Genomic DNA, 12975 nt, shown 5'->3' on the forward strand with positions numbered 1-12975 from the left:
GCTGGTGATTGAATTCTTGGCAAGTATGAGAAAAACTCTAACTAGGATTTCCCTGACCATAGGAATAGCCATCCTACCGATTAGTGGTGCTGCAGTTGCTAGTGTTCCGCTGCAAGCGGTTCAACTAGAGACTGTTCAGTTCAATCAGGATCCATTGGGTTTAGATGAACAGCTTTGGAAGCGTCCTGGTGGTAAGTCAGGGGACTGGCGAGCCATGTTGAGGGCGATAGACAATAGCTTGCGTTATCTGAAAACCCCTAGTGCGGCTAAGGCTTACCAAAACTATTCCGTACCAGGAGTAACTCGCGATCGCGTCCGCCGTTCTCTAGTCCGTTTCCGCCAACTCCTGATCAAGTCCCCTACTCCTAAAGCGCTGCAAGCAGCCATCCAACAAGAGTTTGTCTTTTACAAGAGTTTGGGGAAGGACAATCAGGGAACTGTTGGGTTCACGGGTTATTTTGAGCCAGTGTATGCTGGGAGTCGCACACCTAGTGCTGAGTATCGCTATCCCCTTTACCGACTACCTTCTGATTTCCAACGTTGGCAAAAACCTCACCCAACCCGTGCGGCATTGGAAGGATGGGATGGTTTAGGGAAAAATAGCCCACTACGAGGGAAAGAACTAGTTTGGTTACGCGATCGCTTAGAGGCGTTTTTGGTTCACGTTCAGGGTTCAGCGCGAGTTAGAATGCCGGATGGCACCTTGATGAGCGTGGGCTATGCCGGTAAGACGAGTCATCCCTACACTAGTATCGGGGGACAACTGGTTAACGATGGCAAGATGGAGCTAGAAGGGCTAACCCTGCCTGCGGTGATCGATTATTTCCGCACTTCACCGACGGAACTGAGTCAATATTTACCCCGCAATAAAAGTTTTGTGTTCTTTCGGGAAACCAGGGGGGCACCTGCTACCGGTAGTCTTGGTTTGCCAGTAATGGCTGAGCGCTCGATTGCTACCGATAAATCTATCATGCCTCCAGGAGCCTTGGCCCTTATCCAGACTAGTATCCCTTATCCCAATGCTGTAGGTCAGTTGGAATCTAGGCTAGTCAGTCGCTATGTGTTGGATCAGGATACTGGTAGTGCGATTAAAGGGCCGGGTCGAGTGGATATATTTATGGGTACTGGTAAATTAGCAGGTAATCGGGCAGGGCTGATTAATGATACGGGAGAGTTATACTATTTGTTGCTGAAAAATTAAGACCTCAAAATAGGCGTCAAGCTTTACCTATAAACTTTAATTATAAAACTATACATAAAACTATACATAAAATTATAAATAAAACTATATTCGAAAACACACCTGATCACCTACATTACCCGTTGAAACTGAGAAGAAAGGCTAAAAAAACGAGGTAGGTCAATATGAGTCGTTTTCAAGGGTCAAACCAAAATTATTTCAGTCAGCTTGATGTGGTTGCTGTGATGTTTTTCAGTTCTTTTGTACTTGGCTTTATTCCTATTAATATTGGTTTTAACCAAAACTTACCAGTTAATGAAGATTTTGTCAATCCAACAGAAGTAGAACTTTGGGGGGTTGAACTTTCCCCCGGCTTAAAGCACGGGGGCAGCCCGTTAACCTAATTTCCCTTATCAATCTCCCACAGTGGCAATTGTTGAATTGGGTCTAACTGGACATTCTTTAACCCTGACTGGGCAAAAGCATATTCCTTTGGTTGCCATAAGGGTATTAAGGGTACATCCTTTGCTAACAGTTCTTGGATCTCAGCAAAAATCTGCTTTCGAGCGGCTGGATCTGATTCCTGACGCTGTTGCTGAATCAGTTTATTGATGCGATCGCTATAGTAAAAGGATCCTTGAGAACGACTGGCTCCGGCTTCACACCCTTTCCCTTCCGAACCTTTAGTACAACTGACTAAGGGCTGAATAAAGTTATCGGGGTCAGAAAAGTCAGGATACCAATCGACTAAAGCACTCTGATAAACTCCCTTACCTAGATTGCCAAAGAAATTCGCTGACTCCACAGTTTGGGGCTGGATTTCCACAATTCCCCCAAGTTCCTGGGCAGCATATTCTTTCAGAAGACTCGCAAGTTGTTGCCGGGTTGCTGAACCTGAGGAATACCAAATTTCTAATGTCAACGGATTGTCTTTAGTAAATCCCGCTTTGGCTAGCAGTTCTTTGGCTTTGGCAATATTACCGTCACCGTAGGCGTCTTTAAAGGTGGGCTTGGAGACATCAAAGCTAGTGGGAATGATACTAAAGGCTGGTGCAGCTTGGTTTCTTAGCACCCGGTCGTTGATCAGTTTACGATTAACAATCGCAGCGATCGCTTGTCTGACTTCTGGTTTATCCAAGGGTGCCATCTGAGTATTGAGCACCATGTAGTTAATATTATTGCTGGGAGATTCTATGACTTGCCAACCACCAGAAGCTGCTCCTTTTTGCAAACTGAGGATTTGATCGGGATCTAAACTTTGATAACCAATGTCTACAGCACCGGTCTTGATGGAATTGAATAAATTAGCCGAATTGGTGAGGATTTGAACGTTTAATCCCTGATTGGGGGGTTTTTTACCCCAATATTCTTCAAACACATCTAGGCGAATCCCATTAGGACTAAACTTGACTAGCTTATAAGGACCAGTGCCTACAAATTTGGTCGGTTCAAATTTACCACTACCAATTTCATAGGCATTGGGGGAAACAGCACAGGTTCCAGAAAAAGCTAACAGTGCTGGAAAGGCAGCGAAGGGATTTTTGATTTTAATCGTCAGTTCGTACTCTCCAGAGGGTTCAATCGAATCTACCAAACCTTCCAGTAGAGAAGAGGGCTTGCCACCATTTTCGATAAACCGACGCAAGGAAAATGCCATGGCTTCAGCGTTAAATGGGGTGTTATCATGAAAGACTACACCTTGGCGTAGGGGAATGGTATAAGTTAAGCCATCCTTGCTGATGGTAGGCATAGCAGTTGCCAGTTGTGGCACTAATTCTGAGGTACCCAGCTTGTAGGTATAAAGGCGATCGCCTAAGCTGTAATGGATGTTACTAGCTGCTAGTTCGTAGGCATCGGCTGGATCGAGGGTTCTCGGTTTTAGGGTAGTACCGATGGTGAGTCTATTACTGTTACTGGTGATGGAGGAACCTGTCTGTTGATTGCTCGGAGAACCACCACAACTAATAATTAGGAAACAGCTACAGAGGAATAAAGCTAGGAATTTGGTAGTTGACCAGTGTTTGCGGGATAGGGTAAACCAGTTCATGCTTTGGTAATTGTGATTAGCGACGAGTAATTTCTTATCGTAGCTATCTTATAACCAATTTCAAAAAATCTAGCGTTGTAGAATACAGCGATGATTGATCTAGAGGGGGGTTCTTCCGTAATTAGTATGCTAATTTAGCCTAAAAAATAAACTATCAAAATATCAAAGCTATATAACGTAGTAGGTTTATTTAATTTAACTTATTATTTTAGCAGAAAATGTACCGAATAGCCATATTATTTAATCCTCAATCCTAAGCAGTCAAACACAAGCTGATAGCTGTTCGCGTAGCGTGCGCGTAGCGCATTACCTAAGAGCTTACCTAATACCTGAGAGCTTACCTAATTTGTGAATAATTGTTACAAAAAAACCTACTTTAGTATAAAAACACCCAGCTTAACCTGAATAACTAATTAGATCCCATAACTCCTAGCTAACTACCGTTGGATGAAAACACTTCCCCACTTACTACACTCAGCACTCAGCACTCAGCACTCAGCACTCAGCACTATTGTCAAATCGGGATTAAATGGGAATATAAAACACAGATATAGCGATATGTGGCAACCCAACATAAAACATCTTACCCCAGAGCAAGAGACTTTAATTTCATTTTATCAAGAAAAATGGCACAACTTATCTTTTTTAACTGGAGTTATTGATCGTCACGAAGCAACACTAGCCATAAACGCTGCCTATACAGCCATTGGCAAACCAGTACCAGATATTGTTTTTTGTGATAGCCCTTACGGTTTTTTTAAAATTATCCTGAACCAACTCCAGCAACACATTGACAGCCAACTAGAGAGTAAACTCCAGCCACGACTAGAGAGTCAATTAATCAGTCAACTACGGCAACATCTCAACACCCAACTCGGCAAAGAACTCCAACAAGAGCTACTCTACCAACTCGGGCAAAAGCTTAACATTAAACGGATTAGCCGTCAACTTGAAGAGAAACTGTGGCAACCCTTGGACACGTCCATGGGAACCCAACTACACAGGCAATTGCAAAACCAATTGTTATATGAACTAGATACCTCAAAAGTTAGCCAACAGCGAATTCGACTGGGCTTGCAAGTACTTGAACAACTTGGGACTGAATTGAGACTATTCATGTCACCCTTATACTGGAGTATTTACAGTAGTCGGTTTGACTTTTATATTTCCGTCTTAAATTGCCCTCACCATCAAACCACATGGCAAATATTCCAATCCCTAGCCAAACACTGTAGTTGGATGTTCCCATTTGAAAACATCTGCTTCGTTTGCGATCGCCCAACCAAGCTCTCCTTTGACACTCAACACCGCCTTCATAGAGAAGGACAGCCAGCCATGGAGTTTGCCGATGGATTCAGCTTATACTCTTATCATGGCGTGAAATTACCAGAAAAATACGGTAAAGTCAACCCCAAGCAGTGGCAAGCTGGGTGGCTTTTAGAAGAACCCAACGCTGAACTTAGGCGAGTCCTGATTGAGGGGATTGGTTACGCCCGAATTTGCCAAGACCTAGAAGCACAGCGATTAGATTCCTGGGAAGAATACACCCTATTAAAAATTAATAACGATATCGATATCGAGCCAATTTTTCTACTCAAGATGACTTGTCCTAGCACCAACTTTGTTCACATTATGCGAGTGCCGCCTCATGTAGAATCAGCCCGTGAGGCAATTCGCTGGGTAAATTGGAATACTGATCCAGAGGAATTTTTAGTCCAGACTTGAGTCCAACTCAGGTTAATATCAAGTGGTTAATACCAAAGTTGCCTTCAAACATAGCACCATTCCCATCACCAGGGATAAGAGGGAGCAGGACTTACGGAACGACTCTAAGGGACTCTAGCTGTAGGGTGCCTTAATAACGCAGCCTACAACATCAGCGCGTTTGTTGCCCAGTTTGGCGTAAGTCTTGAACTTGCACAAATGGTGCAACTGTTTTGTGGTTGAAGGGTGACCTTCAACCTACCCAACAAGGGACGCCTGGGCAAGAACAACCTTCAACCTTGAAAATGTATATGGGAGTCAGGATTGTTTTAGTAGAACCCGCTGGTCCATTGAATGTGGGTTCTGTAGCACGAGTGATGAAAAATATGGGGTTATCGCAGCTCGTGCTAGTGAATCCTCAGTGTGACCATCTCAGCCAAGACGCACAGCAGATGGCAGTGCACGGGGTAGATATCTTAGAAAAAGCCCAAGTCGTAGCAACCATACCAGATGGCTTAGTCGGGTGTCAAAGAGCGATCGCAACCACCGCTCGTAGCCGCGCCATCCCCACTACTCTCGAACATCCCAGAACCGCCTTACCCTGGTTATTGTCAGCTGGCGTAACCTCTGCCCTGATTTTTGGGCCTGAATCTAGGGGATTGAGCAATGATGAACTCAATCATGCTCAGCGGTTTGTCCGGATTCCCACTAGTTCCACCTATCCAGTCTTAAACCTAGCCCAAGCCGTAACAGTGTGCTGTTATGAACTTTATCAATATCAACTTTATCAAAGTACACACCAGCCATCACCCGTCCCAAGTCAACCCTTATCCCCCGCTCCCCCCTACCAAGATTCTGCTCCTTTGGACCTGATAGAACGCTACTCTAACCATCTAGAAGCCCTACTATTGAAAATTGGTTATCTTTACCCCCATACCAAAGCAGCACGGATGGAAAAGCTGCGACGTCTATTAAACCGAGCAACCCCCACCACAGAAGAGATCAACATGCTCAGAGGAATGGTCCGCCAGGTAGAATGGGCGCTACAATTTTTGCCAAAGTCTGGGGTAGATGATCCATCAAAACCAAACCAGTCCTAAAATAGGCTTGCATAGGTTCTATTGGAGGTGTGATAGATGGGCGCTTCAACTGTTGATACTAGATCAAAACTCTGTAATCGGAAGACTCAAGAAAAACTGAAAGGGAACCTTGATAGCGCTACATTCATTAAAGTTCTCTCCCTTATGATTAGACCATACTCAGAAAATTCCGAGAACTAGCAGATTGTTTCGGGTTTTATGTATCTGGTAAACCTCAGCCTAAGATTCAGCAGTGGAAAAACAACAGAAACCAACCTCCTCCCGCCGCCGCCCGCGTCGCCACGTTAGCAAACAGCCACAAACTAAGGACATTAAACCCTCCAAATCCCAACCAAAACAGAAAGCGCGCCGCCAAAGCTCATCCGCAAAATCACATAAATCTCGGTCAACCCCGCCACCTACCCCCCGTACCCGTGCTCGTCTATCCCGTTCACCAAAACCTTCTACAATTCGCTCCAGTCAATCCCAACTGAGGGTAGCATACCGAACACCCCATTTACCAAACCTTCGTAGAAGAGTCAATCCCTTTGCCACACCAGCGTCCTCATCCTTGCCCACCATAACCAATGCTCGTAATCCAATTCGGCAACGTCCTCAGCCACAATTAGTTGCTGATTTATCCTCTAAATCCTCCAAACCAAGCCGACTAAAGGCTAGCCTACCCCTCCCCAATCCCCTAAATCATCAATCTGTACAAATTCGGAGAACTCGCCGAGAACGCCGTTCCGAAAACTCCTCTACCCGGCTTTGGATTTTGATTATCCGTTTGCTGATTGTAGGAATTGGTCTCGGAGCGATCGCAGGTACCGTATTATCCAGCTTGGGTACTGCTAGCCAACCATCTACCAAAACCACAGACAATGCTCCCATTGAAGTCCAGCAGAGTTTGAGTCAGACAATTAGTTCTCAATTGACACCCCTGCTGCTGAACAAATCTCCCTTACAAAAACAAATTCAAACTCTAGTAAAGCAACACCCCCAATTGCAACCGGGAATCTTCATCCATGATCTTGATACCGGTGCTTTCCTAGAATCAAATAGCCGTCTAATTTTTCCTGCTGCTAGCACCATTAAGTTACCAATTCTAATTGCTTTCTTTCAGGATGTAGATGCAGGCAAAGTTTTATTAGATGAATATATAACCATGAAACCAGAGATGATTGCTGGTGGTTCTGGAAACATGCAATATCAAAAACCAGGCAAACAGTACAAAGCTCTGGAAGTAGCCACCAAAATGATCACCATTAGTGATAACACGGCTACGAATATGCTGATTGAACGTCTTGGTGGCATCGAAGTTCTCAATCAACGATTCCGCTCTTGGGGTTTGAAAAAAACTGTACTGCGCAACCCCCTACCAGATTTGCCAGGAACAAACACCACTAGCCCAAGAGAACTAGCTAGTTTGATTTTTAACCTTGAGCAAGGTAAGTGGATTTCTCCCCAATCTCGTACTGACCTGATTGATATCATGATCCAAACTAAGACCAACACCTTATTACCCCAAGGACTAGGTAATGGTGCCACCATTGCCCACAAAACTGGCACCCTTGGCCGACTACTGGCCGATGTAGGTTTGGTAAAAATGCCCAACGGCAAGCGTTACATTATCTCTGTAATGGTCAAACGCCCCTTTAATGATGCCAGTGCCGAAAAACTGATTCGCACCATTTCTCGACAAGTCTATGACTACTTTAATAATTAGCCATTAATAATTAGTCATTTCTTAATTACCGGTTAAACCTTGACAGTTGACTGTGGAAGGTTGACTGTTGTCTTTGAGCAATCTGCCACTGACAACTGATCTAGAGATTGCCAGATTTTCGATAACAAAGCATCCAAGCCGATTTTAGCAACAGCTGAAATCGAAAAAACTGGTACCTGAGTAAGCTGATTTAGGTAAGTAGAAACCTCTTCGATCATGTCTTGATCAACCGCATCTACTTTATTAAGGGCAAGAATTTGGGGACGCTCTGGCAATTCTCTGCCATAGGCTTGTAACTCCTGTTGAATGGTTTGATAATCAGCAATCGGGTCAGCAGCAGTAATATCAATCAAATGCAGTAACAAGCGAGTGCGTTCGATATGACGTAGGAAGTCGTGACCGAGACCAATACCTTGATGAGCTCCAGCAATCAACCCAGGAATGTCAGCAAATACAGTACCATCCCCAGTTGGTTTACGAACCACACCTAAATTCGGAATCAAAGTGGTAAAGGGGTAATTGGCTATCTTGGGTCGTGCCGCTGAGAGTGCTGAAATCAGAGTAGACTTACCAGCATTAGGTAGACCAATAATGCCCACCTCCGCCAGTAACTTCAACTCTAAGCGTAACCTCAATTGCTCTCCTGGTAGTCCAGGTAACGCATGCTCTGGTGCGCGATTGTGATTACTCAGGAAATGCCGATTTCCCAAACCTCCTTTACCACCCTTGGCAACACAAAGCATTTGCCGAGGTTGCACCAAATCCCCCAGCATTTCTCCCGTGTCAGCATTGTAAACAACCGTGCCACAGGGAACTTCAATAATGCGATCGCTACCATTTTTTCCCGTCCGATTATTAGGGCCTCCCCGACCCCCATTCTCAGCTCGAAAGCAATGGGCGTATTTAAAATCTAGCAACGTTTGCAGGTGCTCTATAGCATTCAAAATCACGCTACCCCCCCGACCACCATTACCCCCCGCCGGTCCTCCAGCAGGAACATACTTTTCCCGCCGAAACGCCACAATTCCATCGCCCCCGTTACCAGCGACAACTTCAATTTCTGCTTGGTCGATAAATTGCATAATTAGTTCTTAGTCCTTAGTGTTTTCTTGACACCAGTCAGTTGACCCCATTCTCCTTAATCAATCTAACTACGAATGACCAATGACTAATGACTAGTCACCAATGACTAATGACTAATCACCAATCACCAATTACCAATCACCACTTATAAATAAGATGAAACATCTTCACCACAATCATCGGCTAAATAAGATAAAGCCCGGAAGCGCAAGCCGACTAACTGATCATAGAGAGGATTAAGCTTACACATCGGTGGGATGTGGACGATTTTGTGATTAAATAGCTTCACGTCCCGTTCAAACGGACACTGAGCAGGAATCAGTTTGCACATAAATCGAGCAACACGTGGGTCATTAACATCCATACCATCTAACCAATCCCGTACTGGCTGTAGAATATCCGAATGGGGATGGTCAGAACTTCCTGGTTCTTGAGCTAACGCATCAGCAGAATCCCTTTGCTCAGTTGCCTTATCGTCATAAAGAGTTACCTGCAGTGATTCAAGAGCCTCAACCTTATGACCTAGTGCTTCACAGAACTGGTCTAGAACATCAGCTTCAGTCGCAGAGTACACCCCATCTGCCAAGGCTACCATTACAGCAGTTCGTAGAAAATTCTCTGCCGTTGTGTTATCCTTACCTAAAGCTGCTGCCAGTTCTTCAGGAGTAATCGGTTGATCAAAAGACTGCAAATCAGTACCAGGAGCCAATGTCTCCTGGGTGATTTGAGCCATAACCTCTTGTTCTTCAGGGTCAAAGTGACCATCAGCCCAGGCAACGGCAAATAAACCCCGCAGCCAAGCTGAAATCTGTTCTTCGGTGTAGGTAGCAGTGCTGGAAGTAGCCATAAATACTTAAAATCAATCTCCTAACACTATTTTAGGAGCAATCACAATAACTTAAGCTCCTGAAGGTTGAAGCCTATAGCATCAAACTAGCAATCGGATTAAGAAGCATCGACCACTTGTAATTCTGAGATATTCGTGAATCTAGCAGAATTTAGTCTTTTCTTAATGTCAGTCCTAACCAGTGCTACTGGACAGTTCTTGCTCAAAACTGGAGCCGAAAAGCTGGAAAAAGTTAACGCTAGCAATTGGCTAGATCAGATTTTCAGTATACCCAAGACCCCAGAAATTATAGCAGGGCTAAGTTGTTATGGTTTAGGGGCACTGGCATACATTTTGTTGCTGACGCGGGTAAATCTCAGCGTTGCTGGTCCTTCAGTATCCTTGACTTACGTCTTCTCCGTACTGATGGGCTATTTTTTCTTTAAGGAAACCATCCCCGTTAGCCGTGCCGTGGGGTTGGGTTTGATTATCTGCGGTGTAATGTTGGTAATTTGGAAAAAATCAGTTAGTCATTAGTCATTTGTCAAGACTATGGATGTAAGCCTCTTGTTTACCCGGCTTTTTTAGGGGGGTAATGGGGGGATACCATCCAACCATACAAGCCTTTTACCTACTCAGGACTTACCCACTCAGATCTGTAAAATCAGATCTGTAAAACTGCTGTAATTCCCTATTCCCGGTTCTTTCCAGAGCCGAAGTTCCCTATTGGCTAAAACCTTAATTTCTCGATCAGCTGCGTAAGTCCTACTTGTGATACACACACATAACTTATTCATAAGTTTGACATCGTGAAAACGCGATCGCGAACAACAGGTGGCAATACTGTAAATAATCACTAGTCTAACTATTACGGCAATGGCAATAAAAAATCAACGGAATGAATTAGATTATTTACCTGCTATTAATGTACATTTGCTAGAGCGTAGAATATCTTGTGTAACCGTCCCTAGGATTGTAGACGCCATTCATGCCGCTTGCGTTGAAGACAGAAAAATAACCGTAGCTCACTATAACGTACATAGTTTTAATTTTTCAATGCAGCTCCCATGGTTCTATGAATTTATCCAAAGTGCAGAAATCGCCCATTGTGACGGTATGGGTATATTAAAAGCCCTTCAGTTTATGGGGTACAATTTATCCCTAAAATACCGCGCATCTTACACACTATTAATGCCCAAATTACTGGATAATTTTAACCAAAATAGTTTGTCAATGTTTCTGCTGGGGTCAAAGCCTAAGCATCTAGAAACAGCCCTTAATAACCTTAGACAACAATACCCCAATATTATTGTCGATGGTCATCACGGATATTTTGATAAAGAAGACCCCAGCCAAAATGAAGAGATAATTAATAAAATTAACCAGGCAAAACCTAATATTTTATTAGTAGGCATGGGTATGCCAATTCAAGAAAAATGGATTTGGCAGCATCGTAGTCGTATTAATGTCAATGTGTTCATGCCTTGTGGTGCAGTGATCGACCGATTAGCAGGTTTGGTTCCTGACTGTCCAGAATTTATTTCCAATCTTGGTGGAGAGTGGCTTTATCGTCTATCCCGTGAACCCAAACGTCTCGCAGCTCGCTACTTACTCGGTAATCCAGCCTTTTTCTTTCAACTTGCTCTAGCTAAATTTTATGCACAACCTTTGAGAGTAGAGAAGATGGGGTACATGCTAAATGGACAAAAACACAGTTTAGACGAGCCTGTAAGCCTTCTTTCACCATTACCTCAGGGAATGAACTAGCAAAATCAGGATGTACCTGATGTGTAGCTGTTAGTCAGTTCTAGCCAGTCAACTCAGAATAACTGAGAAAATTAATTTTATTAATTTTGTCTCAGTCATGGTGCAATAACACCATGATCGTGATTCATACCAAGTGATACTAAGTTGCATTCATACTTAGCACTTTCTTCCCATCACCCCATCACTCCATCACCTTTTGAGGAAGATACTATCTTTGATCCCAACTTAGTATCAATTGCCCATTAGCTACGGTTGACATTTACAAAGCACTTCGTATATTGCAGGTATATTTCCGTATTTTAGAGTGTCGGTTCACTGATCACTATTGACATAGGCAAAATGCTGTGAATACCCTGGCACCATCCCCCCACTAAGCCTGCGGCTAAGCTGGGGGTCTTATGTAGTGTATGGTTGTATCCCAATTGTATAGGCACCACAGAGGTAATTCACCAACCTTCCAAGATCGGGAGAAAGTTTTGGAGTTTCCACAAAGACACTGCTTTCATGATCGATAATTTTTCTGCTTGAGAGTAATAGTGTTACTTTTTCTCCACTAATGGGAATTCTGTCATTAGATAGTCTGAGATTTCTCACTTAGCCAGGGCAATGCTTTTATTGCCCGTTTTCTGATTACTCTTTTCAATGCTAGTCTCCTTAACTACTTCTCTATCCTTACTTTTCCCTTGAATAGGAAAATCAGGGTAGTCAGGAAAACGAAAACATAGATATGGCAAGGCAAACCCAAAACTGGATTAGTTTTTTAGCAGCTTAGCTTCAAGATAGGTCAGATGGATCACACACTAGCCAAGATCATCAGTAAATCAAAATACGTATCATTTGATATCTTTGATACCGCAATTATACGCAATGTTTTAGAGCCAAGTGATGTCTTTACACTGGTTCAAAGGCAGTATGAGTATTGTCATTCCGAGTTATTACCAAATTATCCTAAGCTTAGGCAAAAAGCATAAAAAAAATCTAGGGAAAAACTCTGGAGACGAGAACAAGTGTCAGAAGTTACCTTGGATACCATATTTGAGTGTTTGGTAGAATATTTTGGAGTTAATGACCAAACGGCACAAATACTCAAAAAAATTGAAATAGAAACCGAAAGGGATGTTTGCCGACGTAATGAATTTATTTTTTCGGTCTATAACTATTGCCGAGAAAATCAAAAACAGATTATTTTCATCTCAGATATGTATCTCCTATCGGTGATTAATAAAATTCTTCATGCCGCAGGCTATGATCAGAGTGACAATCTATTTTTGTCTTCTGCTATAGGGAAAACTAAATTTATGGGAGATATTTATCCATATGTTCTTGAACAGCTATGATGTACCCCAAATGATATCCTTCACATTGGTGATAATTATCATTCCGATGTTTTGAATGCCAAAGCAAATGGCTTATTAAGTTATTTTTATGAAAATCAAAGAGAGAGAGCTATTAATAATTATTGGTTTCAAAAGTAAAAATTTCATCAGCTTATAACCAAAAAATATATCGATAGTTCATTTTACCTAGCAACCCTTATCAATCAGTATTATAGCAGAAGTCAAA

General features: G+C 43.1%; 11 protein-coding genes. 8 read left to right on the forward strand and 3 right to left on the reverse strand.

The window, feature by feature from the left end; translation table 11 throughout:
- Window positions 1-25 precede the first annotated feature (25 nt).
- Together mltA and LYNGBM3L_RS17100 are read left to right on the forward strand one after the other, a co-directional pair.
- The gene (gene mltA / locus LYNGBM3L_RS17095; protein WP_008185777.1) at window positions 26-1201 is read left to right on the forward strand and encodes a murein transglycosylase A; all 1176 of its coding nucleotides are present in this window, start codon (window positions 26-28) and stop codon (window positions 1199-1201) included.
- Between the two features lie 164 nt (window positions 1202-1365).
- The gene (locus LYNGBM3L_RS17100) at window positions 1366-1584 is read left to right on the forward strand and encodes a hypothetical protein (RefSeq protein ID WP_008185779.1); all 219 of its coding nucleotides are present in this window, start codon (window positions 1366-1368) and stop codon (window positions 1582-1584) included.
- On the opposite strand, the gene LYNGBM3L_RS17105 is transcribed toward LYNGBM3L_RS17100, so the two are convergent.
- Window positions 1581-3227: an ABC transporter substrate-binding protein gene (locus tag LYNGBM3L_RS17105; RefSeq protein WP_008185781.1), complete on the reverse strand. Its 1647-nt coding sequence runs from the start codon at window positions 3225-3227 to the stop codon at window positions 1581-1583. The two genes, LYNGBM3L_RS17100 and LYNGBM3L_RS17105, sit on opposite strands and share 4 nt — an antisense overlap.
- A 558-nt stretch (window positions 3228-3785) precedes the next feature.
- Here LYNGBM3L_RS17105 and LYNGBM3L_RS17110 point away from each other — a divergent pair.
- The 3 genes from LYNGBM3L_RS17110 to LYNGBM3L_RS17120 all read left to right on the forward strand — a co-directional run bounded on the left by LYNGBM3L_RS17110 (window position 3786) and on the right by LYNGBM3L_RS17120 (window position 7736).
- Complete coding sequence (locus tag LYNGBM3L_RS17110) at window positions 3786-4952, forward strand: DUF6745 domain-containing protein (RefSeq protein ID WP_008185782.1); 1167 nt, start codon at window positions 3786-3788, stop codon at window positions 4950-4952.
- A gap of 284 nt (window positions 4953-5236) precedes the next feature.
- Window positions 5237-6031 (forward strand): RNA methyltransferase, encoded by a 795-nt coding sequence (locus LYNGBM3L_RS17115; protein ID WP_044493650.1) that lies wholly within the window; start codon window positions 5237-5239, stop codon window positions 6029-6031.
- Window positions 6032-6263: 232 nt separating this feature from the next.
- The gene (locus tag LYNGBM3L_RS17120) at window positions 6264-7736 is read left to right on the forward strand and encodes a hydrolase (RefSeq protein ID WP_008185787.1); all 1473 of its coding nucleotides are present in this window, start codon (window positions 6264-6266) and stop codon (window positions 7734-7736) included.
- A gap of 32 nt (window positions 7737-7768) precedes the next feature.
- Here LYNGBM3L_RS17120 and obgE read toward each other — a convergent pair whose 3' ends face one another.
- Together obgE and LYNGBM3L_RS17130 are read right to left on the reverse strand one after the other, a co-directional pair.
- A complete protein-coding gene (gene obgE / locus LYNGBM3L_RS17125) occupies window positions 7769-8818 on the reverse strand; it encodes a GTPase ObgE (RefSeq protein WP_008185790.1) in 1050 nt (349 codons plus the stop codon).
- Window positions 8819-8964: 146 nt separating this feature from the next.
- Entirely contained in the window at window positions 8965-9666 is a 702-nt protein-coding gene (locus tag LYNGBM3L_RS17130) for a Mo-dependent nitrogenase C-terminal domain-containing protein (protein WP_008185791.1), read from the reverse strand.
- Between the two features lie 135 nt (window positions 9667-9801).
- Between LYNGBM3L_RS17130 and LYNGBM3L_RS17135 the strand changes: the two genes are divergently transcribed.
- The 3 genes from LYNGBM3L_RS17135 to LYNGBM3L_RS17145 all read left to right on the forward strand — a co-directional run bounded on the left by LYNGBM3L_RS17135 (window position 9802) and on the right by LYNGBM3L_RS17145 (window position 12749).
- Window positions 9802-10182 carry an EamA family transporter gene (locus tag LYNGBM3L_RS17135; protein ID WP_131827148.1) on the forward strand — a complete coding sequence of 127 codons (381 nt, stop codon included), beginning with the start codon at window positions 9802-9804 and terminating at the stop codon, window positions 10180-10182.
- 339 nt (window positions 10183-10521) lie between these two features.
- The gene (locus LYNGBM3L_RS17140) at window positions 10522-11412 is read left to right on the forward strand and encodes a WecB/TagA/CpsF family glycosyltransferase (protein WP_044493600.1); all 891 of its coding nucleotides are present in this window, start codon (window positions 10522-10524) and stop codon (window positions 11410-11412) included.
- 1007 nt (window positions 11413-12419) lie between these two features.
- The gene (locus LYNGBM3L_RS17145) at window positions 12420-12749 is read left to right on the forward strand and encodes a hypothetical protein (protein WP_008185796.1); all 330 of its coding nucleotides are present in this window, start codon (window positions 12420-12422) and stop codon (window positions 12747-12749) included.
- Window positions 12750-12975: the final 226 nt, after the last annotated feature.

It is taken from the genome of Moorena producens 3L (assembly GCF_000211815.1).
Taxonomy (GTDB): Bacteria; Cyanobacteriota; Cyanobacteriia; order Cyanobacteriales; family Coleofasciculaceae; genus Moorena; species Moorena producens.